22 protein-coding genes are annotated in these 26,191 nt (G+C 65.8%); 9 read left to right on the top strand and 13 right to left on the bottom strand.

Annotated features, from left to right (window positions below; translation table 11 throughout):
* Nucleotides 1–66: 66 nt before the first annotated feature.
* On the bottom strand, nucleotides 67–477 hold the full coding sequence (locus tag WKB88_RS17135) for an Hsp20/alpha crystallin family protein (RefSeq protein ID WP_341395775.1): 411 nt from the start codon (nucleotides 475–477) through the stop codon (nucleotides 67–69).
* Between the two features lie 326 nt (nucleotides 478–803).
* Here WKB88_RS17135 and WKB88_RS17130 point away from each other — a divergent pair, with 326 nt between their 5' ends.
* The 3 genes from WKB88_RS17130 to glsA are packed head-to-tail and all read left to right on the top strand — an operon-like array spanning nucleotide 804 to nucleotide 4,909.
* The gene (locus tag WKB88_RS17130; RefSeq protein ID WP_341395774.1) at nucleotides 804–2,189 is read left to right on the top strand and encodes a glutamate decarboxylase; all 1,386 of its coding nucleotides are present in this window, start codon (nucleotides 804–806) and stop codon (nucleotides 2,187–2,189) included.
* An 18-nt stretch (nucleotides 2,190–2,207) separates the two neighbouring features.
* On the top strand, nucleotides 2,208–3,962 hold the full coding sequence (gene gadC / locus WKB88_RS17125; RefSeq protein WP_341395773.1) for a putative glutamine/gamma-aminobutyrate antiporter GadC: 1,755 nt from the start codon (nucleotides 2,208–2,210) through the stop codon (nucleotides 3,960–3,962).
* Between the two features lie 53 nt (nucleotides 3,963–4,015).
* Entirely contained in the window at nucleotides 4,016–4,909 is an 894-nt protein-coding gene (gene glsA, locus WKB88_RS17120; protein WP_341395772.1) for a glutaminase A, read from the top strand.
* Between the two features lie 175 nt (nucleotides 4,910–5,084).
* Here glsA and WKB88_RS17115 read toward each other — a convergent pair whose 3' ends face one another.
* Nucleotides 5,085–5,846 carry an SDR family NAD(P)-dependent oxidoreductase gene (locus WKB88_RS17115; protein WP_341395771.1) on the bottom strand — a complete coding sequence of 254 codons (762 nt, stop codon included), beginning with the start codon at nucleotides 5,844–5,846 and terminating at the stop codon, nucleotides 5,085–5,087.
* The gene (locus WKB88_RS17110) at nucleotides 5,846–7,507 is read right to left on the bottom strand and encodes an ABC1 kinase family protein (RefSeq protein WP_341395770.1); all 1,662 of its coding nucleotides are present in this window, start codon (nucleotides 7,505–7,507) and stop codon (nucleotides 5,846–5,848) included. Before WKB88_RS17110 ends, WKB88_RS17115 begins: the two co-directional genes overlap by 1 nt.
* Before the next feature lie 149 nt (nucleotides 7,508–7,656).
* Between WKB88_RS17110 and WKB88_RS17105 the strand changes: the two genes are divergently transcribed.
* Complete coding sequence (locus WKB88_RS17105; protein WP_341395769.1) at nucleotides 7,657–10,023, top strand: glycoside hydrolase family 3 C-terminal domain-containing protein; 2,367 nt, start codon at nucleotides 7,657–7,659, stop codon at nucleotides 10,021–10,023.
* A 27-nt stretch (nucleotides 10,024–10,050) separates the two neighbouring features.
* On the opposite strand, the gene WKB88_RS17100 is transcribed toward WKB88_RS17105, so the two are convergent.
* From WKB88_RS17100 to WKB88_RS17085, 4 genes are all read right to left on the bottom strand, one after another.
* On the bottom strand, nucleotides 10,051–11,103 hold the full coding sequence (locus WKB88_RS17100) for an SDR family NAD(P)-dependent oxidoreductase (RefSeq protein WP_341395768.1): 1,053 nt from the start codon (nucleotides 11,101–11,103) through the stop codon (nucleotides 10,051–10,053).
* A 255-nt stretch (nucleotides 11,104–11,358) separates the two neighbouring features.
* A complete protein-coding gene (locus tag WKB88_RS17095) occupies nucleotides 11,359–11,793 on the bottom strand; it encodes an acyl-CoA thioesterase (RefSeq protein WP_341395767.1) in 435 nt (144 codons plus the stop codon).
* A 165-nt stretch (nucleotides 11,794–11,958) separates the two neighbouring features.
* Nucleotides 11,959–12,174 (bottom strand): hypothetical protein, encoded by a 216-nt coding sequence (locus tag WKB88_RS17090; protein ID WP_341395766.1) that lies wholly within the window; start codon nucleotides 12,172–12,174, stop codon nucleotides 11,959–11,961.
* Nucleotides 12,171–13,628: an MFS transporter gene (locus tag WKB88_RS17085; RefSeq protein ID WP_341395765.1), complete on the bottom strand. Its 1,458-nt coding sequence runs from the start codon at nucleotides 13,626–13,628 to the stop codon at nucleotides 12,171–12,173. The genes WKB88_RS17090 and WKB88_RS17085 overlap by 4 nt, the downstream gene beginning before the upstream one ends.
* A gap of 152 nt (nucleotides 13,629–13,780) precedes the next feature.
* Here WKB88_RS17085 and WKB88_RS17080 point away from each other — a divergent pair, with 152 nt between their 5' ends.
* Nucleotides 13,781–14,161, top strand: a complete 381-nt coding sequence (locus WKB88_RS17080) for a VOC family protein (protein WP_341395764.1) — start codon at nucleotides 13,781–13,783, stop codon at nucleotides 14,159–14,161.
* 58 nt (nucleotides 14,162–14,219) lie between these two features.
* On the opposite strand, the gene WKB88_RS17075 is transcribed toward WKB88_RS17080, so the two are convergent.
* The 6 genes from WKB88_RS17075 to WKB88_RS17050 all read right to left on the bottom strand — a co-directional run bounded on the left by WKB88_RS17075 (nucleotide 14,220) and on the right by WKB88_RS17050 (nucleotide 22,734).
* Nucleotides 14,220–16,046: a DUF4389 domain-containing protein gene (locus WKB88_RS17075; protein WP_341395763.1), complete on the bottom strand. Its 1,827-nt coding sequence runs from the start codon at nucleotides 16,044–16,046 to the stop codon at nucleotides 14,220–14,222.
* Nucleotides 16,047–16,193: 147 nt separating this feature from the next.
* The gene (gene lpdA / locus WKB88_RS17070) at nucleotides 16,194–17,594 is read right to left on the bottom strand and encodes a dihydrolipoyl dehydrogenase (protein WP_341395762.1); all 1,401 of its coding nucleotides are present in this window, start codon (nucleotides 17,592–17,594) and stop codon (nucleotides 16,194–16,196) included.
* Between the two features lie 114 nt (nucleotides 17,595–17,708).
* Nucleotides 17,709–19,226, bottom strand: a complete 1,518-nt coding sequence (locus tag WKB88_RS17065; RefSeq protein ID WP_341395761.1) for a carboxylesterase/lipase family protein — start codon at nucleotides 19,224–19,226, stop codon at nucleotides 17,709–17,711.
* A gap of 220 nt (nucleotides 19,227–19,446) precedes the next feature.
* Nucleotides 19,447–20,616, bottom strand: coding sequence for a N(5)-(carboxyethyl)ornithine synthase (locus WKB88_RS17060; RefSeq protein ID WP_341395760.1), 1,170 nt, complete (start codon nucleotides 20,614–20,616; stop codon nucleotides 19,447–19,449).
* Between the two features lie 91 nt (nucleotides 20,617–20,707).
* Entirely contained in the window at nucleotides 20,708–20,935 is a 228-nt protein-coding gene (locus WKB88_RS17055; RefSeq protein WP_341395759.1) for a hypothetical protein, read from the bottom strand.
* A 161-nt stretch (nucleotides 20,936–21,096) separates the two neighbouring features.
* Nucleotides 21,097–22,734 carry an ABC-F family ATP-binding cassette domain-containing protein gene (locus WKB88_RS17050; RefSeq protein ID WP_341395758.1) on the bottom strand — a complete coding sequence of 546 codons (1,638 nt, stop codon included), beginning with the start codon at nucleotides 22,732–22,734 and terminating at the stop codon, nucleotides 21,097–21,099.
* A 314-nt stretch (nucleotides 22,735–23,048) separates the two neighbouring features.
* Between WKB88_RS17050 and WKB88_RS17045 the strand changes: the two genes are divergently transcribed.
* From WKB88_RS17045 to WKB88_RS17030, 4 genes are all read left to right on the top strand, one after another.
* On the top strand, nucleotides 23,049–23,942 hold the full coding sequence (locus tag WKB88_RS17045) for an arginase family protein (RefSeq protein ID WP_341395757.1): 894 nt from the start codon (nucleotides 23,049–23,051) through the stop codon (nucleotides 23,940–23,942).
* Between the two features lie 268 nt (nucleotides 23,943–24,210).
* A complete protein-coding gene (locus WKB88_RS17040) occupies nucleotides 24,211–24,876 on the top strand; it encodes an SDR family oxidoreductase (RefSeq protein ID WP_341395756.1) in 666 nt (221 codons plus the stop codon).
* On the top strand, nucleotides 24,873–25,184 hold the full coding sequence (locus tag WKB88_RS17035) for a putative quinol monooxygenase (protein ID WP_341395755.1): 312 nt from the start codon (nucleotides 24,873–24,875) through the stop codon (nucleotides 25,182–25,184). The genes WKB88_RS17040 and WKB88_RS17035 overlap by 4 nt, the downstream gene beginning before the upstream one ends.
* A gap of 599 nt (nucleotides 25,185–25,783) precedes the next feature.
* On the top strand, nucleotides 25,784–26,191 hold a 408-nt coding region (locus WKB88_RS17030), incomplete at its 3' end, for a hypothetical protein (RefSeq protein WP_341395754.1).

Here is a 26,191-nt window from a genome sequence, read left to right as displayed (position 1 = left end):
AGCCCCTTGGAACCGGACCTAGCCCCTTGGAGCGTAATCAGCCCTTTGGAATCACCCCGTGGAAAATCAGCCCCTGGAGATGGGCACCTTGGTGGAGGAGGAGCCTGCCTCGGGCACCGGAACGCGGACTTCAAGGACGCCGTCGTTGTAGGACGCGCTCACGTTGTCCTGGCTGGAACCGGCGGGCAGCGGTATGTCGCGGGTGAACGAGCCGTAGCGGAACTCGCTCCGGTAGCCGTTCTTGTCCTTGTGCTCGCTGCCCTCGCGGCGCTCACCCTTGATGTGCAGGATGCCGTCGCTCACGGAAACGTCCAGGTCCTTGTCGGGATCAATGTTGGGAAGCTCGGCCTTCACCACCATCGTGGCACCATCCCGGTACTCCTCGACCGGGAACGCCGGGACCTCCCAGTCGCCTTCAAAGAATTTGCGTACGGGTTCGGGCAGTTCGAACCGATCACGCCGCGCCAGTCCCGCCATGGAATGCCTCCTCGCAGATGTTCCCTCAGTGGTTTCAGACGATCAGTGGATCCGCCTGATCAGTGGTTTCAGATGATCAGCGGCCTCACTCGATTTGCGTTTCACAGTACGCGCGGGCAGTCCCTGCCTCAACGGTCCAGGCCCCATCCGGCAGCCCGGGAAGCCGAACCGGCACCAATACCGGTGCCCCGGCGCTGCCGGGGTCGGTGACCCTAGCCACTGTTTTTGGCCCCGCGTAGAGTTTTTGATGCGCGCAGCCTCATGAGGATTCACGACCGGCGATCACACCGGTCCGGTGCAGTTCACACCCTTACTGAAAGGTCCAGATGATGCCGCAGGAACGCGATAAAGACTCACTGAGCGTAAATCCGTTGTTCGCCCGCCCGGGCGAAGACACCGTTGCCTCCAAGACCAAGCTGGCGGACGGCGAGATGCTCCCGGAAACGGCCTATCAGATCGTTCATGACGAGACCATGCTGGACGGGAACGCCCGTCTGAACCTGGCCACGTTCGTCAGCACATGGATGGACGACCACGCCAACAAGCTGTATGCCGAGACGTATGACAAGAACATGATTGACAAGGACGAGTACCCGCAGACTGCCCAGATTGAGCAGAACTGCTGGAAAATCCTTGCCGATCTGTGGCACTCCCCCGATCCCGGCGGCACCATCGGCACCTCGACGGTTGGTTCCTCCGAAGCCTGCATGCTCGGCGGCCTGGCCCTGAAACGCCTGTGGCAGCATTCCCGGAGGGCGGACGGCAAACCAACAGACAAGCCCAACCTTGTCATGAGTTCCGCGGTGCAGGTCTGCTGGGAGAAGTTCTGCAACTATTTCGACATCGAAGCCCGGCTGGTTCCCATCAGCGAGGAGCACAAGTGCCTGGACGGCTTCGAACTGGAAAAGTACGTTGACGAAAACACGATCGGCGTTGTCGCCATCATGGGCGTGACCTACACGGGAATGTACGAACCGGTCAAGCAGATCGCAGACAAGCTTGACGAAATCCAGGCCTCCACCGGACTGGACATCGCCATCCACGTGGACGGGGCCTCGGGCGCCATGATCGCCCCGTTCATCCAGCCGGACCTTGAGTGGGACTTCTCGATCCCCCGGGTGCACTCCATCAGCACCTCGGGCCACAAGTACGGTCTGGTCTATCCCGGCCTGGGGTGGGTCGTCTGGCGCGAGCGCCAGTGGCTGCCCGAGGACCTCATCTTCTATGTGAGTTACCTCGGCGGCGACATGCCGACCTTCGCGCTGAACTTTTCCCGTCCCGGGGCCCAGGTCGTTCTGCAGTTCTACTTGTTCCTCCGCCTTGGCCGCTCCGGTTATGCCAAGGTCCAGCAGGCGTGCCAGGACGTTGCACTCTACCTGTCCTCCGGCATCAGCGAGATGGGGCCCTTCGAGCTGTGGAACGACGGATCGGACATCCCGGTGTTTGCCTGGCGCCTCAAGGAAGGCCACACCGATAAGTGGAGCCTGTACGACCTCGCCGAACGGCTGCGGTCCAAAGGCTGGCTTGTGCCCGCCTATCCCATGCCCAGCAATCTGGAAAACATGACCGTCGAACGGATTGTCGTCCGCAACGGGCTCAGCATGGACCTGGCCGACAGCCTCCTCAACGACATCCGGACCGAAACCGATTACCTCAACCGGCTTGAGTCCCCCATGCCGCAGGAGGCAGCACATCCCGGTTTCCACCACTAACTCGAGGAGGTGAGTGGGATGAGTGATTCCACTGCATCAACCGGCTCGTCCGCATCAACCGGCTCGTCGTCGGGTTCGTCCGCACCGGGTTCGGACGCGGCACGGGCCAAGGCTAAGCAGACAGCCAAAATCACCATCGGCGCACTGGCCGTCATGAACATCGTGGCCGTGGTAAGTCTCCGCGGTTTGCCGGCCGAGGCCGAATACGGCCTCAGCTCCATCTTTTACTACGTGCTCGCCGCTGTTGTTTTCCTGATTCCGGTGTCGCTCGTTGCTGCGGAACTGGCCACGGGCTGGCCGGAGCAGGGCGGCGTGTTCCGCTGGGTGGGTGAAGCGTTCGGCCCGCGCTGGGCCTTTGTTGCGATGTTCATGCTTTTCATCGAAGTCAGCATCTGGTTTCCGACGGTCCTAACCTTCGGGGCGGTGTCCCTGGCGTACACCGGAACCGACCAAAACCTGGATGCGCAGCTCTCGGGCAACAAGGCCTTTGTCCTGGCGGTGGTGCTGGTGGTCTACTGGCTGGCCACCTTCATTGCCTTCCGGGGCGCCGCCGCCTTCTCCAAGGTGGCCCAGTGGGGCGGCATTGTTGGCACCATCATTCCGGCCGCCGTCCTGATCGTGCTGGGGTTCTCCTACTACTTCGCCGGAAACACCCCGCAGATCCAGATGGGCTGGGGCGAACTCGTTCCGGACTTCTCCAACTTCTCCAACGTGGTGCTGGCCGCGAGCATCTTCCTGTTTTACGCCGGCATGGAAATGAACGCCATCCACGTCAAGGAAGTGAAGAACCCCACCCGTGATTATCCGATCGCGGTGCTGATCGCGGCACTGGGCACCGTGGTGATTTTTGTTCTGGGCACCCTGGCCATTGCCTTTGTGGTGCCGCAGGCGGACATCAACCTCACCCAGTCCCTGCTGACCTCCTACAACGACATGTTCGAGTGGGCGGGCATCGGCTGGGCGGGCCCGATCATCGCGGCCATGCTGCTGATCGGGGTCCTCGCCGGCGTGGTGACCTGGGTGGCAGGCCCCTCCAGCGGTCTGCTGGCCGTAGCCAAGGCAGGCTATCTGCCCCGGTTCTGGCAGCGCACCAACAAGCACGGCATGGGAACGCACATCATGCTCTTCCAGGCGCTTGTGGTCACGGCCCTGGGACTGGTCTACGTGGTGCTGCCGTCAGTGCAGGCCGCGTACCAGATCCTGAGCCAGCTCACCGTCATCCTGTACCTGATCATGTACATGCTGATGTTCGGCGCCGCCATCTATCTGCGGTACGCCCAGCCCAACCGGCCCCGGCCGTACCGGGTGCCCGGCGGAGAAATCGGCATGTGGCTGGTGGGCGGCCTCGGATTCCTCGGTTCGCTGATGGCCTTTGTCTTCAGCTTCATTCCTCCGGACCAGATTGCCGTTGGGTCCCCGGAGCTGTACGTGGGCATCCTGGCAGGCGGAGCAGCGGTATTCTTCATCCTTCCCCTGGTGATCTACGCAGTGCGCAAACCGCACTGGCGGGATCCGTCCAGCAGCTTCGTACCCTTTACCTGGCAGCTGGAGCACAGCCATCCCGGCGTCCAAACCCAGTCCTCGGTACCCACTGCGGTCCTTACCGAGCAGGCGCTGGCCTCCGGAGCCGTTGGATCAGGTGCCGGTTCCGGAGAAGGTTCCGGGGAATCCGAACCGGGCGGCGCCCCTGCCGGTGAGTCCTCTCCGACAGGGGACACCGATAAATCAAACCTGCGGCCCCGGCCTGCAGTAGGCGGGAGTGCAGCCCTATGATGCCCGACAAATCGGCCATAACCCAAGCTGTTCAAACGGCTCACGCCGATCATGTGAATGACTCCGGCGGCGCGAATGCCAGCTACATCCCGTATCTGGCGTCCGTTGATCCCTCGCTGTTCGGTGTTTGTGTCGTGACGGCGGACGGCGACATCTACGAGGCCGGAGATGCGGGCTTCGAGTTTGCCCTGGAGTCCATTTCCAAGGTCTTCTCGATGACGCTGGCCATGCAGAGTGTGGGCCTGCCGGAATTCCACGACAAGGTGGGGGCGGATCCAACCGGGGAGCCGTTCAACTCCGTCATCGCCGTGGCCCTGCACGGAGACAAACCGGTGTCGCCCCTGGTGAACGCAGGCGCCATGTCCACGGTGTCGCTGATTCCGGCTGATTCTCCGGATGAGCGCTGGAAGAAGATTCTGGACATGCAGAGCGCCTTTGCCGGACGGGAGATCAGGATCAGCGACGCCGTCAACGACTCCGAGCAGTCCACCAACTTCCATAACCGTGCCATTGCCTGGCTGTTGTACTCGGGCGGGACAATGTATTCGGACCCCATGGAAGCCTGCGAGGTGTACACCCGGCAGTGTTCAACCCTGGTCACCACCAGGGACCTGGCCACGATGGGTGCAACGGTGGCTGCGCGCGGGCGGAATCCGGTGACGGGCAAGCAGGTGTTTGATGCTTCCCTGGTTCCTCCGATCCTCGCGGAAATGACTATGGAGGGCATGTACACCGCGTCCGGTGACTGGGCCTACAAGGTGGGCCTGCCCGCCAAGAGCGGCGTGGGCGGCGGGGTGCTTGCCATCATGCCGGGGACGCTGGCCATCGCGGCCTTCTCTCCTCCGCTGGATCCGGTGGGCAACAGTGTCCGGGCGCAGCACGCCGTGGCCCAGGTGGCGGCGGCACTGAACCTGAACATCTACAACTCCACCGACTTCGCGCAGTAGGGAGTGTGAGAGCAGCAGGGAGTGTGAGAGCAGCAGGCAGCTGTAAGAGCAGTAAAGACAGCAAAATGCACCAGTCAAATTTGGCTTAGCAGCAGGACCGGACGGATCGCGGCACCCGCCGCGGTCCGTCCGGTCCTGCATGCTGTGGTCTTCTAGGGCCCCGCTGCGTCCGCGCTCACAGCTGGACGGCCCGGGAAAGTCCGCCGTCAACCAGTATGTTTGCTCCGGTAACCCGTGAGGCGTGCGGACTGGCGATGAAGGCGACGACGTCGGCCACTTCCGCGGGCGTACCCATCCGTCCGGTGGGGTTCCTCGCCACTGCCGCCTCGAACGTGACCGGGTCGTGTTCCTCCAGCAACGCCCAGTAGCTGCCGGGGTAGTAGGTGTTGCCCGCGCTGACCGTATTGGCCCGGATGCCCCGGCCGGCAAGCCGGAAGGCGAGGCCCGCGACGTAGCCGGCCACTGCCGTCTTAGCCGTGGCGTAGGGTCCGGCCGCAAAATCAACCTCCCGCCCCGAGGTGCTGGACACCACAACAATGCTCGGTGCGGTACTCAGTTCCAGGTGTGGAAGCGCGGCTTTGACCAGCCGGACGCTTCCCATCAGGTCCACAGCGAGGGATGCCTCCCAGTTTTCGTCCGTGTCATCCAGGGCCAGGGCGCTGGCTGCGGAAACCACTATGTCGACACCGCCGAAAATCACGGCTGTTTCGCTGACCCACCGGGCCAGCGCACCCGGGTGGGCAGGGTCCACCACGGATCCCTCGACCCGCCCCACGGATCCCGCCAGCTGTTCCTCCAGAACTCCCACGTCATAGGGCTTGTCTGAACAAAAGGAGACGTTGGCGCGTTCGCGGGCGAATTCCTCCACGACGGCACGGCCGATTCCCGTGGTGCCGCCTGCCACCAGGACTGTCAGGCCGGCCAGCGACAGCTCCATCAGTAGTCCCTGATGCGCTGCCGGCGCGCGGTCCAGGCCAGATACCCGCCCAGGGCACCGGTCGAGGCAAGCCCGGCGGTCATCAGCGGGGCCTGCCAGCCCTTCCAGCGGTCGGTGTCGCCCAGCGTGAGCTCGCCGACACCGCGGATGAAGGCGGCCGCGAAGATGGCTGCCACCATGCGGTTGCCCACCCTTTCCAGCCGCTCCACCAGGGGTGCGAGTTCCTCGGCCCGCAGGTGCACCTCCAGCCCCTCAAAGTCCAGCGTGTTCAGCAGCCGGCGCAACTGGTCCGGCAGCTCAGCTCCCAGCTCCAGCGTTTCGGCTCCCACCTGTCCGAGCCGCCGGGCAACCGCCACCGGATTCAACTGGTGCACCGCCATCCGCCGTGCGTAGGGAGCCAGCGTGCTGCCCATGCTGAAATCCGGATCCAGCACCTCTCCCATGCCTTCGGTCATGATCAGCATCCGCAGCAGCAGTGCCATCTCCCGCGGCAGCTGCAGATGATGGCTGCGGATGATGCCCAGCGCCCCGTTGATGATGCGGCCCACCGGCGCGTTTCCCAGGGTCCGCCCCTCATACAGCCGGATGAGCTGCTGCAGGTCAAGACGCAGCTTGAGGCGGTCGACCCGGCGCGTCCTGGCACACATGCGGACCAGGGCAGAAGCCATCCGGTCCGGGTCCTTGCGGATGACCGCGACGAACAGCGCCGAGAGCTGGGTCCGGAACTTGTCGTCGATCTCCCCCACCATGCCGAAATCGATCAGCCCGATCAGCCCGCCGGGCTCCACGAAGATATTTCCCGGGTGCGGGTCGGCATGGAAAAAGCCGTCGTCAAAAACCATTTTCATTTCCGCGTCCGCCGCCGTCACTGCGAGCGCCTTGCGGTCGATCCCGGCCGCGTCCAGGGCAGCGGTGTCGGTGACTTTCAGCCCGTACAGCCGTTCCTGGGTCAGGACCGTTGACGTGCTGAAGTCATCGAAGACGGCGGGAATCCGGACGGCGGGGTTGTCTTCGAAATTCAGGGCAAACCGGCGGGCGTTGCGCGCCTCCTGCGTGTAGTCCAGTTCGGACCGCAGCGTCTCGGCGAACTCGTCCATCAAGCCGGGAACGTCATAGTCCCGGGCGGCCTCCCAGTGCCTGCCCGCATACCCGGCCAGCCCCTGCAGGATGTCCAGGTCCTCATTCACTTCCTCATCGATCCCGGGTCTGCGGATTTTCACTACCACGTCCCTGTTGCCCGGCAGCCTGGCCCCGTAAACCTGGCCGATGGAGGCGCTGGCCAGAGGCGTGGTGTCGAAGCTGGTGAAACGTGAGAGTACCTGCTCCCCCAGTGCTTCCCGGAGCACCCGCTGAATCTGTTCCCAGGGCACCGGTTCGGCATGGTCCTGCAGCTTGGCCAGTTCCTGCTGGTACTTCGGCGGCAGCAGGTCCTGCCGGGTCGAGAGCAGCTGGCCCAGTTTCACGAAGGTGGGTCCCAGTTCTTCCAGTGCCCGGCGCAGGTATTCGGGGCTGCTTGCCCGCTGTTCGGGGCGGTCTCCCGGCTGGGCCTTCCGCCGGAAAGGAATCCGGGCTTCCAGGCCGGAGGCGGCTACCAGGTACCCCAGTCCGTTGCGGTACAGGATTTCCGCCATCTGCTTGTAGCGGTCAAGGTGGCTCTTCACACGTGGCTCCCGTCCCGGCGGCAGGCCGTGAACAACTGCCGCCGTACCTGAACCCTACGGCCCCCGGGAACGCGGGAACAGGGGGCGGACACCCTTTCGCCGGTCCCGGCGGCGGCTTAGACTCGGAGCCCGCATACGAGGAGGCGCACGTGGAGATCCCAGCCCTGCCGGACCTAAGCCTGGACGAGAAGCTCAGCCTGTTGTCGGGGGCCGGATTCTGGGAAACAGTGTCCCTTCCCCCGCACGGAATCCGCTCCCTGGTCCTCGCCGACGGGCCGCACGGCGTCCGGCGGCCGGCCGGCGACGGCGGAGGGACGGGGCTGGGCGATTCGGTACCCGCCACCTGTTTTCCGGCGGAATGCGCGACGGCGTGTTCCTGGGACCGCAGCCTGCTCTCGGAACTGGGCACCGCCGTCGCGCAGGAGGCCCGCGCCCAGGGCGTCGACATCCTGCTGGGGCCGGGCCTGAACATCAAGCGCACCCCGCTGTGCGGACGCAATTTCGAATACTTCTCGGAAGACCCGCTGCTCGCGGGCGAACTCGGTGCGGCGTGGACGGCTGCGGTCCAGGCGGAAGGCGTCGGTGCCAGCCCCAAGCACTTCGCGGCGAACAACCAGGAAGCGGACCGGATGCGGGTGGATGCCGTGGTGGATCAGCGGACCCTGCATGAAATTTACCTGCGCGCCTTCGAGACGGTGGTCCGCACCGCGGGTCCGTGGACGGTCATGGCCGCCTACAACAAGGTGAACGGGCTGCATGCCGCGGAGAACCCCTGGCTGCTGGGAACGGTGCTGCGCGACACCTGGGGCTACGAAGGCGTCGTCGTTTCGGACTGGGGGGCGGTGACCGACCGGGCGGCCGCGCTCACCGCCGGCCTTGATCTGGAAATGCCCTCCAGCGGAGGCCTGGGCACGCAGGAGCTGGCCGCCGGGCTGGATGCGGGCACGGTAACGGAGGACCAGATCAACCAGTCCGTGGAACGGATCCTGGCGCTGGTTCGCCGTGCGTCGGTGCAGCCCGGCACTTCCGCAGGCGCCGGCGGCGAGGCGGCGGATTACGCCGCGCACCACGAGCTGGCCCGCCGGGCCGCGGCAGCCTCCATGGTGCTGCTGCAGAATGACGGCGGCATTCTCCCCCTGTCCCCCGCGGGCACCCTGGCGGTGATCGGCGAACTGGCCCGCACACCCCGGTACCAGGGCAGCGGATCCTCCCGGGTGAATCCCGTGCAGCTGGTCACACCTCTGGATGCACTGCAGGAGCAGGTACCCGGGCTGCTGTTCGAACCCGGTTATGCCCTCTCCCCGGAATCGCCCTGGGCCGGGGAAGACCTGGTCGAAACGGCAGCTGCAGCTGCGGCCGCAGCTGACACCGCCGTCGTCTTCCTGGGCCTGCCGGACGCTGCGGAATCGGAGGGCTTTGACCGGACCACCCTCGATCTGCCGGATTCCCAGCTGGAGCTGCTCACCGCGGTCACCGAAGCGAATCCGCGGACCGTCGTGGTGCTTTCCAACGGCGGGGTCGTGACCACGGGATGGGCGGCTGCGGTCCCGGCGGTCCTGGAGGCCTGGCTACCGGGCGAGGCCGGCGGAAGTGCTCTTGCCGACGTGCTGCTGGGCCGCGAGGAACCCGGCGGCCGGCTGGCCGAAACCGTGCCGCTGCGGTTGTCGGACACCCCCGCTTACGGCAACTATCCCGGCGAAGGCGGCACCGTGCGCTACGGGGAGCGGCTCCTGGTGGGATACCGCTGGTATGACACCCGCGGCATGGAAGTGGCGTATCCGTTTGGGCACGGATACTCCTACACCACCTTCGAGTACTCGGACCTGGAAATCCGCGCTGTCGGCGCCGGAGCGGACCAGTACGTCCAGGCAGCGCTCACCTTGACCAATACGGGCGGCCGCAGCGGCAGCGAGGTGGTGCAGCTGTATTCCGGGGCACCCGGAGAGGACGACGGCGGCCCCCAGCGCCCGCTGCGCCCGCGGCGTGAACTGCGGGGCTTCGAGAAGGTGCGGCTGGAGCCGGGTGAGGCTCGGCGGGTGGAATTCCAACTGGACGTCCGTGCCCTGTCGCGGTACGAGCCCACCACCGGAAGCTGGGTGGCGGACGCCGGGGAATACCGCCTTGAGGTGGGTGCGTCGTCCCGGGATATCCGTCTGGCGGGAGTTGCTGCACTGGACGGCACGGTTCCCCCTCCGGCGCTGGGCATCGGATCGTCCCTCGAAGAGTGGCTGGCCGATCCGGAGGCCGCGGCCGCCCTGGTTGCCGCGATGACCGGTTCCGGGGCGGGAAGCGGCGGGACAGGAAGCGGCGCAGCCGCGGGCGGCGGGAACCCGGACTCCGCCGAGGTGCCGGATCCAGACGCCGGTGCGGCGCCGGACACTGCTCAGCTCGCGGCGTCTTTGGCACTGGTGGGCAGTATGCCGCTGAACCGGCTGGCTCGGTTCCCCGGCAGCCCGGTCACGCCCGCGCTGCTGAAGCAGCTTGAAGAGGATCTGAGGGCACGGCACGGAAGGTAGCCGCGGCCCGACGCGGCGTTGGCCGCCTCAGGCCACGCCCCAGCCCTCATCGGCGGGCAGGATGGCTCCGGTGACGTTGGCGGCGTCGTCGCTGAGCAGGTAGGCCATGGGCGAGGCGATCTGCGCCGACTCAATCTCCGGAGCGGTGAAGGTTGGGGCCGGCAGCGGCCCGGCGCCGCCGAGCGACCCGTAGTTAGATTCCAGGGCCGAGCGGGTGGGCCGCGGAATGACGGCGTTGACGCGGAGGCCGCGCGGACTGTAAATGAAGGCCGCGCTGCGGGTCAGGCCGATCACGGCATGCTTGGATGCGGTGTACGCGGCGCCGGCGATGGACCCGCGGAGGCCCGCCTGCGAGGAGACATTCACAATCGATCCGGTGCCGCGGGCAAGCATCAGCGGAATGATGGCGCGGGAGAGACGGAACGGCCCGTCGACGTTGATCCGGAAGACGCTCTCCCAGAGCTCGTCTTCCACCTCGTGAAGGGCAACCATGTCATCGGCAATCCCGGCGACGACGGCGAGTCCGTCCACCCGTCCCCGGGCCTGGACCGCAATCTTGTTGACGTCCTCCTGGCTGGAAATGTCGGCCACCACGCCGGTAATGTCCAGATCCGGGTTCTTCTCCAGAAGCGCTTCCATCCGCAGGGTGCTGAGATCGATGGCAAGGACGTGGCCGCCTTCCCGGGCCACGCGCAGCGCGACGGCCCGGCCGATCCCCGATGCAGCCCCCGAGACCACCACCGTCTTGCCGTGGAACCGGCCCTCAACGAGGGGCTCCTCCCAGTCGTTGGGCGCCGGGGGCGGGGCGGACGGAAAGAGATGGGCCGTTCCCGGGCGGACCGTTGGGAGGTCGATCAGCTTGTTGGCGGCCTGCGCCATGAGGTTCAGGTATTCCGGGGTCACCACCCCGTTGCTGAGGGTCACCAGGGCGGAAAGCGGCAGCATCCTCATGGCATAGAGTGCCCGGGCATCGGGACTGCGGCGCGCCAGCACGTCGATGAGGACGGTTCGTCCGGTGGGATGGTCCAGCCACTCGCCGATCAGCGATTCGACTCCAAGATGCTGCGCGGGTTCCGGCATGCAGGCTCCGTTCCAACCCGGATCTCCGGGCGGCCCGCTCCGTTGCGCGGTGCCGGACCGCCGTCGTCACCGGGCTTCCGTCATGGGCGTTGCTGCCTTGAGTGTCCCATACCGGCCCTTCCCCTCACCTCCCTGCGGCCCGCTGTGGGCGCCCCGGCGTCGAAAAAAGAAGACCCCTGGGAGGGGAAAGCAGGCCGCGCGGGCGGTTGGACGGAAGTCAGCCCGGAGGGCCGGCTACCTGCTGCCGGCTGCCTGCTAGGCGTCGAACGTCACCGGAGGAATGTGGTGGTCGGGCAGCCGGTCACGGTCATAGGTAATTTCCGTGAAGCCGTGGGGCATCGGGTGGCCGTGCCCGTCAAGGCTGACAAAGACGATCCGGTCAATGGTCAGGATGCTGCGGCGGGTGATCATGTTGCGGACTTCGGCGCGCATGGTCAGCGAGGTCCGGCCGAACTTTGTGGCGCGCAGGCCCATTTCGATCATGTCGCCCTGCTGGGCGGAGCTGACGAAGTTGATCTCCGACATGAACTTGGTGACCACGCGGCCGTTGCCCATCTGGAGGATGGCGTAGATGGTTGCTTCTTCATCGATCCATCGCAGAAGACTGCCGCCAAACAGGGTGCCGTTGGCGTTGAGATCTTCGGGACGGACCCACTTTCGGGTGTGAAAATTAATGTTTTCGAGGTCCATAATTCAAGACTATCCAGCTGCGGCGGGCGGAATGGGCCGGTTGTGACCGATCAGACGGACCGGGGTCACACTCAAGACACCTTCCATCGTTTTCTTCCGTGCAGCAACGCCTTTCGCACGCTTATGCGTGAGGGAAAACACCCGCCGGAACCTCTGGCCGGCCTGCTAGTTGCGGGCGCCGTTTCCCGGCCCGATGCGCCTGCGGATCAGCAGGGAAGCGGCGATGCACAAAACCGACCCCACCGATGCGATGCCGTACAGCAGGCGTGTTCCCGGCGGCGGCTGCAGGTCAGGGGTACTGGCCCAGAAAATGAAGCAGAAGCCGCAGCCCACCAGCCCCGCGACCATGAGAAATATGCCCAGCAGAGTCAGACCTTTCATGTCCTCCAGTATGCGCCAGGGCTTTCGTCGGCCGTCAGGTGCTGGCCTTCCCCGGCGTCCCTGAACCGGGAGAACACCAGCACGACGGCGGACAGCAGCAGCAGGCCGCAGGACGTCCACAGCGCCGCACCAGTGCCCGCAGCGGCAGCGATGATTCCGCCCAGCGGTGCGCCCACCACGATCATCCCCCGGTTCGCGGACCGCAGGGTGGCGCTCATCCTTGCCAGCAGCCGGTCTGGTGTTACAGCCTGCCGGTAGCCCATTTCCAGCGGACCCTCGAGGCCCATCGCCATCCCGAACAACAGCTGCCCGCCGCCCGCCAGCGCCAGGGCCCACCAGGTTCCGGCCGGCCAGTCCGGCAGGGAGGAGCCCTGCCCCGTCCCGCCGGCGGCCAGCGGGGCCAGGGCCACCAGGGCAATCGCCGCCGGCTGGATGGTCCGCGCGGCAATGATGGTCCGGCCCGTTCCCCACCGCAGGCCCAGGCCGGTGGAGACAGTTGTGCCGATCACTGCTCCAACTCCGGCGCAGCCAAGGACGAGCCCCAGCCCCGCCGGACCCATTCCGAGGTCCTTCAGGACCACAGTGGGCAGGACGGCGCCCAGAACTGCGGAGCCGATGAACCACACATGGCTGCTCAAGGCCAGGGGCGCCAGAAACGGGTGGCCGTAAACCCACCGCAGCCCTTCGGCGATCCGCGGGAAAAAGCCCTCTTGAGTGTCCGGACCGATTCCCGGGCCGGCGTCCGGCTCCTGTTCCGATCCCGGCTTATGCCTCGCCTCCGGTTTCTGCTTCGCTTCCGGCTCCAGTTCCGATCCCGGCTTATGCTTCGCCTCCGGTTTCTGCTTTGCTTCCGGTTTAAGCGTCAGCAGCACCACTGCCGAGAACAGATACGACGCCGCGTCCACCAACAGCGCGAACGGTGCGCTCACCAGTGCCACCAGGCCTCCCGCGGCTGCGCTTCCGGTGGTCTGGGCGACTGTATCGCTCTGCTGGAGCCTGGCATTCGCCCGTGTGAGAAGCGGCCGGGGCACCAGGCGCGGCAGGAAGCTTTGATAGGCGGCATCGCTGGTCAGGGCAAGTGTTCCAAAGGCGAACATGAGGATCATCAGCCACGGCGCGGTGAGGAATCCCGCGGCTGCGGCGGCGCAGATCCCGGTGAGGATCAGTCCTCTGCCCAGGTCCCCGGCTATCAGCACGGTTCGGCGGGAAAACCGGTCCACCCATATCCCTGCCGCAAGGCCAAAGAGCAGATACGGCGCCCAGCGCGCGGCATTGACCAGGCCCTGGTCCAGGGCCGTGCCGTCCATGGTCACCAGAATCAGGACGGATACCGCAAGGGTGGTGATGTAGGTGCCAAAATCGGACACGGTCGAAGCCAGCCAGAACCGCACAAACCCGGGATTCTGCCGCAATCGGACACCGGCAGCAGACGGCTCTCCCCCTACCGCGCCCATAGTTCCCCTCCCCCTCGGTGCAAGCAGTCTCGCATCCCGGAGGCACATCGGGTTCCGGCTGCCGCATCGGCGGCGTGCCGCACCTTTGACCCGGCTCCGGCCCGGTGCTAGCTTTGGCGGACTTTCCATCCTTTGCCCCAGGAGCCTTAGCCATGACCAGCGCGTTCTCCTCCCTTTCCTTTGATGCCGTGGACTCCCGCCGGTTGGCGGAGTTTTGGACCCGGGCCCTGAATTACCGGATCGCGGAGGAGGAGGACAGCTTCATCAGACTCGCCTCCCCTGACGGCTTCGGCCTGCCGATCTATATCCTGCCGGTGCCGGAGCCAAAGTCCGTGAAGAACCGGCTGCACCTGGATCTGCACGCGGTGGGCTGCACCCAGGAGGAGGAAGTTGAACGCCTGCTCGCGCTGGGCGCGGTACGGGCCGACGTCGGGCAGGGCACTGAGGTTCCCTGGGTTGTGCTGGCCGATCCCGAGGGTAACGAATTCTGCATCCTCGCGTCCGCACCTGATTCCGGCGCGGCCGGCTCCTAACCGCTGTCCGGGCGGGCCCCTGTCGGGGCTCACGTCTGTCCGGAGCCTGGGCCGGCTCCTAGCCTTTGTCCGGGCCGGGACGCCCCAGGCCTGCGGCCTCATCCCTGCGGTCCGCAGGACCCTGATCGAGCCGGAACGGCGGATACTCATCACGCATGAGGGCCCCGTAGGCGAGGACCCGGTAGGTCCAGCGGTTCAGTCCCATGACCAGGTTGAACAGCTGCCGCGGATACCGTCCGGTGCAGAGCAGGATGACGGCGGCGATGAGGACCAGCAGGCCCAGCAGGGAAAGACCCTGCCTGCTCACGGTGGTGTAGACGCCGTCGGTCCACCCCTCGTCCCAGCCGTCCTGCCACATGCTTCCGCCCCACCGGGTCCAGCCTCCGTCGAGCAGGTCGTCGGGACTGCCCGCGCTCCAGAACCGGTTGACCACAACCGTTGCTTCAGTGATGGCACTGACCACCAGCGCCTGCGGAATCACCAGCAGCCACCACTTCACCAGGACCAGCCAGCGGGAGAGCTCGCGCGGATAGTCGACGCTGAAGTCGGCGGGGTAGTCGGTGCGTTCCAAGGTGAACGGCGGGTACCTGTCGGTGCCCAGCACCCGGGTCGCATAGAACGTCACCCGCCAGCTCCAGCGCACCACGCCCACGTTGAAGTCGAACAGGCCGCGCGGGTAACGTCCCGTGAACAGGATGACGATCCCGGCAATCACCGTAGAGACAAAGAACGCGATCCACAGGAAAAAGAGCACAATGTAGTGCGGAATGGCGAGGAACCATTTCACGAGCCACATCCAGCGGGACACGCCGGGGTCCAGCTCCCCGTACAGCCGTGCCGGGTAGCGTGGGCCCGCCAGTCCCGGATCACGGACGCCGACGGCGGCTGCCGAAGCACTGGCTGCAGAGGCCCCGGCTGCGCCTGCCCCTGCAGCGGCGGCACCAACGCGGCCGCTCAAACCGGTGCTGTCCCCCGCCGTCGCCCGTTGTTCGCGTCCGTAGCGGTCCTGCATCTGTCCATAGGTCTGGGGTGGTCCCGTCGGCGGGCTCTGGCCCGCCTGGCCGCGCGAACCTGCCTGGCCCGATCCTGTCTGGCCCGATCCTGTGTGGCCCGGTCGCGCCTGGCCGGAAGGCACTTGCCCCGAGCCGACCTGATCCGGTCCTCCCGGCTGGCCGGGCAAACCTGCCGACGAGTAGCTGCCGTAGGGACCGCCTGCTCCCGACGACCTCCGCCGCAGTCCTGCCGCACCGGCAACGGCCAGGCCAATGCCGGCGACAAGGAAGACGATGCTGCTGATCAGCAGTATCCAGGTCAACGGCCCCAGCAGCTCAGTGCGGGCGCCAATCTGAAGCTCGGCCGACACCGGCCTGCTGCCGTCGGCGTTCATCACCACGACGTTCCAGCTGCCGTCGCCCAGGTTCCATTCCAGGGACTGCTCACCGCTGCCGCTGGTGCTGGCCGCCCAGAAATCCTGATCTCCGGGGAGTCCGTTGGGAGCACCCCCCTGCCGCTCCTCATAAGAGGCGCGGAACGGGTCGAAGGTGACCTCCTGCAGCTCGCTGTGCTGCACGTCCAGAAGATACCGCTCGACCTCTTCTTCGGGACCGATCCCGATGAACAGCTCCTTCCCGGCGTCCTCGGCCCGGCCTTCAACCTGCAGCGTTCCGAGGGCTTCCTCCGACTGGACGCCCGGGCCCACCTCTATCTCCGGAGTGATGAGCGCGTAGGTGTCCACTTCGTAGACGCCCTCGGGCAGGGACAGGAACCTGTCATCGTTCTGCCGGGCGTTCAGCACTCCCACCGTTGCCGCCCCCGCAGCCAGGCCCAGCCCCGTCAGGATCAGCAGGCTTCCAATGACGAGCATGATGATTCTGCTTGTTCTCACGGCACAGCCCTACCCCGAACCACCCCTGTTCTCAGGGTTCGCTCCTGCACCGTGAGTGTCAAGATTCACAGGCCCAGCGCCGGGGGGCGGCACCCGGACTCTCCGGTGCCGCCCCCTTACCGAGGCCCGGGCCTCAGCATGCGGGCCTCAGAAATTGATCATGTGCCCGGTCAGGCCGTGGAACGCTTCCTGGAGTGCCTCGCTGAGCGTGGGGTGGGTGTGCACGTTGCGTGCCAGTTCGTATGCCGTAAGGTCCCATTTCTGGGCCAGTGTGAGCTCCGGAAGCAGTTCCGACACGTCCGGTCCGATCAGGTGCCCGCCCAGGAGCTCCAGGTGTTCCTTGTCTGCCACCAGCTTCACAAAACCCACGGGCTCACCCAGGCCGTGCGCCTTGCCGTTGGCGGTAAACGGGAAAGTGCTCACCACGACGTCGCGGCCTTCGTCCCGGGCCTGCTGCTCGGTGAGCCCGAAACTGGCAATCTGCGGCTGGCAGAAGGTGGCCCGGGGCATCATCCGATAGTCGCCCAGCGTCATGGTTTCGGCCTTTGCGATGGTTTCGGCCGCCACCACGCCCATGGCTTCGGCCACGTGGGCGAGCTGCAGCTTGGCGGTCACATCACCAATGGCGTAAATGTGCGGAACGTTGGTCCGCATGTAGTCGTCAATGGCGATGGCACCGCGGTCGGTGAGCTCAACACCGGTCTTGTCCAGGCCGTAGCCCTCGGTCCGGGGCGCAAAACCGATCGAGAGCATGACCCGGTCAGCCTCAATGGAGCCTTCCTTGCCATTCTTGTCCGTGTAGGTCACGGTCACTGACGAACCGTTGTCCGTGACTGTTTCCACCTTGGTGGAGGTCAGGATCGGCACGCCCATCTTCTTGTACTGCTTGGTGATTTCCTTCGAGACGTCCGCATCTTCATTCGGCAGGGCACGGTCAAGGAACTCGATGATGGTCACGTCCACCCCGTAGCTCCGGTGCACGTACGCGAACTCCATGCCGATGGCCCCGGCTCCCACAATGACGATTTTTTTGGGCAGGTCCCGGTCCATGATCTGCGCTTCATAGGTCACCACGTTGTCGGAAAGTTCCACCCCGGGCAGAAGGCGCACATAGGTTCCGGTGGCAAGGATGGCGTTGTCGAAGGTGACCGTTTCCGTGCCGCCCTTCGAGAGGCTGACCTCCAGGGTGTGGTCGTCGGTAAACACCCCGTGGCCGTCATATTCGGTGATCTTGTTCTTCTTCATGAGGAAGTGCACGCCCTTGACGCGGCCGTCGGCCACCTGGCGGCTGCGGTCGAAGGCAGCACCGAAGTCGAAGCTGACATCTCCGCTCATCCCGAAGGTTTTCGCCTGATTGGTGAAGATCTGTGCCAGCTCGGCATTGCGCAGCAGGGCCTTGGAGGGAATACAGCCAACGTTCAGGCAGACTCCGCCCCAGTACTTCTCCTCCACCACCGCCACACGCAGCCCCAGCTGCGCCGCCCTGATGGCCGCCACGTAGCCGCCCGGACCGGCTCCCAGGACCACGACGTCGTAATGTTCACTCATGCTGGCCAACTCTCCTTTGCGCAGTGCGGTAAGGGTTCAAGCAATACGGAAACTCACAAGCTGGGTCAACCCTCTCACGGCCCGTCTGCGGACTCCATCACAGAGTAGGAAGCATTACGGATACCCGCGGTAGCCGGCCCAGGCCCTGCGCCGCTCCGGGAACGGGTCCGACTCGATCCGGTCCTCCCGGTCGAAAATCCTGGTTCGGCGCTCCACCGGATCATACGGCGGCCAGTCCTCCCCGGGGCTGCCGGTCCGGGCCAGGTTCAGCAGGCTGCCCTGGAAACGGGCGGACAGATCCTTCAGGGCGCCGCCGCCTCCGAACAGGGACAGTGCCCGCGTGATCGGCTCCCCGGTTTCCCCGAACATTACGGGGACGTCCATGGCGTGAGTCGCGCCGAACCCCAGCAGGTTCATCAGGGGCGTGGCGAAGTCATAGCGGTAGGACCAGGTGGGTGCCACCAGCGAATGCGATTCGGCCACCATGGTGGAGGGATACCAAAACACCAGGTCGCCGCTGATTTCCACCGACCGCTCCTTGGACGGATAGCCGGGATAGGCGGCAAGCACGCGGTCCTGGGCCTCCGGGTCGGTGCCGGCAAACATCTTCTCGATCCGGTCCGGCGTGGAGGGAAGGATATCGACGATTTTCGCGAACAGCGCCCCTTCCCTCGCCATGGTTCCCAGCACCAGCGGCACCGGCGCCGCCTTGCCCTGCCGGAAGATGTCGATCGGGTAATCGGGCAGGAACTCCCCGTCGATGACGGGGGAAACGCTCAGCGATCCCGGCCTGTCCGCCGGCCCGATCTTGGAGGTCAGCCGGTTGGTGGCGCGGACCAGCGTTTCCGCCGGCAGGGTGGTAAGGGCTTCCGCCGCCTCCGATACGGGAACGTTCAGGATCTGCAGCAGGTCCCGCGCCCAGGCCGCATGCAGCTCAAGCGAATAAGCGCTGGAAGGCGCCGCGCTCTGGGCGTAGGCGCGGTGGAAAAGCCCCCTCGCTGCGGGGATGCACATCAGCGAGGTGACGGAAATGCCTCCGGCGGATTCTCCGAAAATGGTCACGTTGTCCGGGTCCCCGCCAAAGGCGGCAATATTGTCCCGCACCCATTCCAGGGCTGCCACCTGGTCGCGCAGGCCGAGGTTGGACTCGAAGGTCCGGCCCGGAGTGGAGAACGAGGTGAAGTCGGTGAATCCCAGGGCACCTATCCGGTAGTTCAGGGATACGTACGCTGCCTCCCCGGTCCGCACCAGATTGGACCCGCGGTAGGTCTTGACGGTGGACGATCCGGAACTGAACGCACCGCCGTAAAAGTACACGAGCACCGGCAGCCGGTCGGACGCCGGATCCAGCGGCGCCGACACATTCAGCGTCAGGCAGTCCTCTTTCATGGGCGCTCGCCGCCGGGAGCCGGTCAGGGACGGGTTCCGGGACTGCGGCGGTGCCGCTCCAAAGGAAGACCCGTCCAGGACACCGCTCCACGGTTCCGGCTTCCGGGGCGCCCGCAGCCGCAGATCCCCCACCGGCGGAGCAGCGTAGGGGATGCCGCGCCAGGTGCGGACCCCGTCGGCCACGATCCCCCGGACCTGGCCGCCGGCGGTGGGAATGAGCAGGGGTGTCATGTCGGTTCTCATGGGCTGCTCGATTCCTGTCAGCGGTCACGGCGGGGGCCGAACACCGCCGTCGGGCCTGAAAACCACGGAGCGGCATCAAACACGGAGCGGCATCAAACACGGTGGGGCGTTAAAACCATAGGCTCCGCCAGCTGCGGCGTCCTAGCCTCCCGGCGCGTTTGGCGGGGCCGCCCCACCGAATCGATTACACCGGCCCGCCCGCAGCCGTTCAGCGGTCGCGTCAGGCGTGTGCCACCGGGTGCGGATAGTCCGCGGAGCGGTCCTGGAAGGCCAGGACGGCGGGGTTCAGGATGTGCCCCGCACGGATTTCGATGGCCCGGGCTACGCTGGGTTCCGCGTCCCAGGCGGCAGGACCGGACATCACCGTACGCAGGAACGGCAGGAGGGCTTCACTGATTTCCCAGGTGGCGGAGTCCCACAGGTGCGACGGACTGTGGTCCACCGCGTAGTAGAGGATGCCGTCCCCGACGGCGAATGCGGGCTCGGCAAAGGATGTCGGCTTGGCCCAGGAGAAACCCATTCCTTCGTCGCAGGACACGTCGATGATCAGGCTGCCGGGTGCGAAGGCCGCCAGATCCGCTTCCTGAAGATAGGTCAGCGGGGCATTGGGATCCTGGAGGGTGCAGTTGACCACCAGGTCAAAACCGGCGAGGTAGGGCGCCAGCGGCTGCGTGCCGTCATCAGTGATCACGTGGCTGAGGTGCGGCTGGTCGGCGTCGCGCTCAAAGCGCAAGATGCGGGCGGAGTGGATGGGTGAGCCAACGGCGGCGGTTTCCCGGTTGGTGAGCACCTCGACGTCGTGGATGCCCAGCGCTTTCAGTGCCGTGACCGCACCGCGGGCGGTGGCACCGAAACCGATGACGACGGCGCTGAGCCTGCGTCCGTAGTCGCCGGTGGAGCCGGCGAGCTCCAGGGCGTGCAGCACGGAACTGTATCCGGCGAGCTCATTGTTCTTGTGGAACACGTGAAGCCCGAAACCACCGTCGGAGGTCCAGTGGTTCATGGCTTCAAAGGCGATCAGCGTCAGGGACTTATCGACGGCAAGCTGGGTGATGACCGCATCCTGGACACAGTGCGGCCAGCCCCAGAGGACCTTTCCGTCGGGGAGGTCGCTGAGATCCCGGGCCTGCGGCTTGGGAAGCAGCACCACGTCCGAGGCTGCGAGCACCTCGTTCCGCGGGGCCATCCCGGCCACCAGGGGGGACAGCTGGGCGTCGGAGAAGCCGAAGCGCTCGCCGTACCCCTGCTCCAGGATGATCCGCTGCCGCAGGTCCGCGTCAATCCGTTCCAAGTGCCGCGGGTGCAGCGGCAGGCGCCGCTCATCGGTTTTCCTTGAGGTTCCGATCACGCCAAGCGTCATCAAAGTGCCATCCGTAGCCGTGCCGCTCATGCGTACCCCCGTGTTATATACCGGCGTTGCGCCGGGATACCGAGACTACTCCCCCGCCGCGGCGGGGCTTTACGCCGCGGGAACGGCCGGCTCAGGCTGCGGCGAAGACTCGGCTGCGGGCCGCTCCCGCCGCCTCGGCGGCACGGCGCGAGGTGCGCTGAGCGTGCTGAAGGTTCCGGTGCACCAGATACTCCTTCAGGCACAGACCGGCGACGGCAGCGATGTTCAGCGCGATTTTTGTCCCAGTGGACCAGTCCGTGGTGACGCAGAGGACCCAGACAGTCAACAGGACCGGCGCGTCCGCGCGCAGGCCCTTCACGGTCCGGTCCTTGCAGGCAACTGTGAAGACATGATGACTACTCCCCCCGAGAGACCGAGACCCTGCGCGTGCGACTCCTGCGCCTGCGCTCCGGCTGTTCCAGCACAGACCGTCCGTAACTTCTACCACATCCGGACCTGCCTGCGGTACTTAGGCGGGCATCAGGAAACGGTGACGACGCCGCCGGTAACGTCCCAGCGCGCGTCCAGCTGAACGTTCTCCAGCATCCGCCGGTCGTGGGAGACCAGCAGCAGTGCCCCGTCGTAGCTCTCCAGCGCCTCTTCCAGCTGTTCGATGGCGGGCAGGTCCAGGTGGTTGGTGGGCTCATCGAGCACCAGCAGGTTCACGCCCCGTGCCTGCAGCAGCGCCAGGGAGGCCCGGGTGCGCTCACCGGGCGAAAGCGCCCGGACCGGGCTGTTCACCTGGTCCGCCTTCAGCCCGAACTTGGCCAGAAGGGTGCGGACTTCGGCGCTGTTCATTTCCGGCACCGCCGCTTCGAAGGCCTCACCCAGCGGCAGGTCAGGATCCAGCTGGCCGCGGGCCTGGTCGATTTCCCCCACCGCCACGGAGGATCCCAGGGACGCGGTTCCGTCGGCGGGTTCGAGGCGGCCCAGGAGAAGAGCCAGCAGAGTGGACTTCCCGGCGCCGTTCGGGCCGGTGATGCCGATCCGCTCGCCGGCATTGATCTGCACCGAGACGGGGCCGAGCGTGAAGGAACCCCGCCTGGCCACCGCAGAGTTCAGGGTGGCCACGACGGAGCTCGAGCGCGGAGCGGATCCGATCGTGAACTGCAGCTGCCACTCCTTGCGCGGCTCTTCCACCTCGTCCAGGCGTGCGATCCGGGATTCCATCTGGCGCACCTTCTGCGCCTGCTTCTCCGAAGATTCCATCGAGGCCCGGCGGCGGATCTTGTCATTGTCCGGAGCCTTCTTCATGGCATTCCGGACGCCCTGCGAACTCCATTCCCGTGTGGTCCGCGCCCGGGACACCAGGTCGGCCTTCTTGTCCGAGAACTCCTCGTATGCCTCCCGCGCATGCCGGCGTGCGACGTCGCGCTCCTCCAGGAAGGCATCGTAACCGCCGTCGTACACTGCCACCTTGTTCTGCGCCAGATCCAGTTCCACCACAGTGGTGACGCAGCGGGCGAGGAACTCGCGGTCGTGGGAAACCAGGACGACGCCGCCGCGCAACCCCTGCACAAACTCCTCCAGCCGGGCCAGGCCGGCCAGGTCCAGGTCATTGGTGGGCTCGTCCAGCAGCACAATGTCAAAGCGGCTCAGCAGGAGGGCTGCCAGCGCCACCCGTGCTGCCTGGCCGCCGGAAAGCGACGTCATCAAGGCATCAGCACCCACATCCAGGCCCAGTTCGGCCAGCACGGCCGGAACCCGGTCCTCCAGGTCCGCGGCGCCGCACGCGAGCCAGTGATCCAGCGCGACGGCGTAGGCGTCGTCGGCGCCTTTCGCTCCGGATCCCAGTGCTTCGGCCGTGGCTTCCATCGCCACGGTTGCCTCGGCTGCGCCGGTGCGGCGGGCGATGTAGGCCGCCACCGTTTCCCCGTCAATCCGCTCGTGTTCCTGCGGCAGCCAACCGATGAACGCATCTGCCGGGGCTGTGGAGACGGAGCCGGCCAGCGGCTCGTCCGCACCTGCCAGCAGGCGCAGCAGAGTCGACTTTCCGGCCCCGTTGGAGCCGACGACCCCCACCACGTCGCCGGGGGCGACAGTCAGGTTCAGATGGGAGAAAAGGGTGCGGTGGGCGTAGCCGCCGGAAAGATCCCGGGCGACGAGTGTTGCAGTCATGCCTCCATCCTATTTTGTGCGCGTGCGGCTTTCGTCCTTTGCACTGGGATGGGGCGTGGGCGCTGCGCGGGGCGGATCCGGGGGGCGGGTCCGTGGGGCGGGTCCGTGGGGCAGGCGCGGTTGCCTGGCGCGGGAGGTTGGGTTGCCGGGGCGCGGACGTTTCATCCCCGGGATTTGCTGGGTCGGCCGCTGTGTCTCGCCTTCCTGCCGTCCGGCTTCTCCCCCTTTTTGCCGTCCAGCCCTTTTTGCCATCCAGCCCCGGGCGCCGGGCCCGTACCCTTATCCGCGCCGGCGCCCCGGCGTAAATTGGCCTCATGAGCCAGATTCACCCCTCCGGTCCCGGCGCACTCCGCCTGTTCTTTCCGCAGTGGCAGGGGGCTGCCGGTCCGCAAACCCACCAGCTGCTGCCGGGTGTGAACGCCCACGACAGCCAGCTCTCCTATCATTTGGGTCCGGCGCTGCTGGGCCTGATGTCTCCGGACCACGACGGACCCACCGCCTACGTTCCGGTCAGCACCGACACCGCAGACGAGGCACTGACCACCGTCAACGGGATCTATGCCCGTGAAGCCGTGCTCCGTCAGCTCACGGAAGCCCTGCGGATTCTGGAAGACGCGGCACCGGATTCGGTGGTCACCTTTGGAGGGGAATGTTCGGTCAGTGTGGCGCCCTTCAGCTACCTGGCCAACCGTTACGGGGACGATCTCGCTGTTCTGTGGATCGACGCCCATCCGGACACCGGAGTGCCGGGGCAGTCTTATACCGGCTTCCGTTCCATGGCCCTGGCCACGCTCGCCGGGGAAGGCGACGCAGGCATCATCTCCGAGCTCCCGGCTCTTGTGCCCCCGTTGAAAATCCTGCAGGTGGGGCTGCGCCACTGGGATGACGAGGGAATCGCGGTAAAGGAACGCCTGGGCATTCAAAGTGTGGGCATAACGGACACGGCGGAAGACAGCAGGAAGGTACTGGATTGGGTCGAAGCCTCAGGGGCCACGCGGCTGGCCGTGCACATTGACCTGGACGTCCTTGATTCCCGTGACTTCAGTAATTCCACCGGAAGGCAGTCGGACGGGATGCGGGTGTCCGATCTGGTGGCCCTCGTCGGCGACCTGTCCGCCGCGGCGGAAATCGTCGGCCTGAGCCTGACCGAGCACCTTCCACTGGAGCTCATGCGACTCTCCCGGATGCTGCACGACCTGCCAGTCTGAACTCCTCTGCCAGCTCCTCCCGCCTCCGCGCCCCGGTGAGTCCCCCACCGCTCTGCCCGGGCTCTGCCTTGGCTCGCCCACTCCGGTGCGCCGTCCTTAGGCCTGCCGCCCGCTGGCCCTCCCCGGCGTGCCGCCCAAAGGCCTGCCGGTTTATTCCCGCTGCAGAGACAAAAGTGCGGGGGTCTGCCATCAGCGGAACAAGTAGGCACAGGAACCATCAGCGTGCTTAGGGTGGCAGGGACACTGATCCCCATCGAAAGGACTCACCATGTCACGCGTAGCCATTATCGGCGGCCACGGTAAAGTTGCCCTGCACTTGGCCAAGGACCTGACCGCAAACGGCCATCAGGTCACGTCGCTGTTCCGCAACCCGGAACACACCGCCGACGTCGAAGCCACGGGAGCGGCCGCCGTCGTCGCCGACGTCGAAAACCTGTCCACGGAAGAAATTGCCGAGAAGCTTGCCGGGCAGGATGCCGTGGTCTGGTCTGCCGGAGCCGGTGGCGGTGCGCCCGAACGCACCTATTCCGTGGATCGTGATGCAGCAATCCGTTCCATTGATGCCGCCAAGGAAGCGGGCGCACGCCGCTACGTCATGGTTTCGTACTTTGGTGCAGGTCCCGATCACGGCGTTCCTGAAGACAACGGCTTCTTCGCTTATGCCGAGGCCAAGGCTGCCGCTGACGAACACCTGCGCCGCAGCGGCCTCGACTGGACCATTCTCGGCCCCAGTGCGCTCACTCTTGATCCCGGTACCGGCAAGATCGAAACCGGTCCCGGCATTGAAGGCACCCAGGTTTCGCGCGAAGACGTGGCTCTGGTGGCTGCTGCAGTGCTGGACCGCCCGGAGACGATCGGGCAGACGATCGAATTCAACAACGGTTCAGTCCCCGTTCAGGATGCCCTTGAGGCACTGAAGGGGCAGAACGCATGAGCCTTGTCATCGTAGCCACCATGTTTCCCAAGCCCGAGTACAGGGATGAGGTCATTGCAACTCTCGAAGAGGTGATCGGGCGGGTCCACGCCGAAGATGCCGGCTGCGAGTTGTACAGCCTCAATGAAGGCCGTGACCGTCTTGTCATGATTGAGAAGTGGGCCAGTCCCGAAGACCTGCAGGCGCACTCCGTCAGCCCGGCCTTCCAAGCCCTGACTGCAGCTCTGGATGGAAAGATGTCCGCCGAAATGGATGTTCAGGTCCTGCAGCCCCATGCGGCCGGCACTGCACAGCAGGGACAGGTCTGACTGGCGGCGGCTATCTGATCCGCTGCAAGCTTGCATAGCCGGGGCTCTTGGTAAAGCGGTCTCCCGGCGGCGAGTTGCGACAATCTGTCGACAGCCCCGGCTACCCTGCCGCGGCCTGAAGGGCACGAGCCATGAGTACGTCACGGCTCGTGCCCTTCAGTCTGCGCGGACGACGGCGGCGGCCCCGGAATACTGGTTCAAGCAGGAGTCCTGGTTCAAGCAGGAGCCTTCCGGCAGCCCCTGGACGCTTGACGAGTCGGTGTCTTGGCGGCGTTAGCTGTCCCCGCCCTGCCTTAACCTGACTCATTCCTTTTCGCTCCCGCTCCCCTTCACCCTGCTCTCTCCTTTCACTCCGGTTGCCTCCCTTCTTCCTTCCCCCCCGGCCCCCGCCCTTCCCCCTCCCACCGGCCTCCCTCCCCTTTCTCCGGCCTTTCTTGCCGCTCCCGACGGCTTTTGGCTCATCACTAGGTAGCCGGGCTTATTCGCAGGTAGTCGGATGAAAAAGTCGGGTATTTGGAGTACCTGAAAAGGGCCTTTTGAAGGCCTTTTTGCCCTCTTTTGGGGCCGGAAATGTCAGTGGCGGGTGAAAGCCTGAAGACATGGATCAGAACGGATCTTCCCCCGGTGAGACTGCCGGCAACGGCAACGTCAGCGGCAACGCTGCAGAGTGCACCCTGTCGGTTTACGCTGCCGCTCCCGGTACGGATCCCGCTTCCACAACGGCGGCTGTCCAGAGAATTCGAGCTGCCGCTCCCGGTACCGTTCCAGCCCCGACCGCTCCTGAATGCTCCGGCCCCGTGCCCCAAAACGGGCTCACCGGATCCCTGGCCCTGCAAAACCTGCAGTCCCTGAACCAGGACGAAGCCGCCACCGTCCTCTCCCGCCTCGATCACCTCATCCGCTGGGCCCAGGCCCAGCAAGCCAAGACCCTCACCCGCATCCACACCCAGTTCCGCACCGAATACCACCAGGGCACCGCCACTCTGGACCCCGCGATGGCCTTCAGC

Origin of the sequence: Arthrobacter sp. G119Y2, from assembly GCF_038069765.1 — a bacterium.
Lineage (GTDB): Bacteria > Actinomycetota > Actinomycetes > Actinomycetales > Micrococcaceae > Arthrobacter_B.
This window is presented reverse-complemented; position numbering and strand designations above follow the sequence as displayed.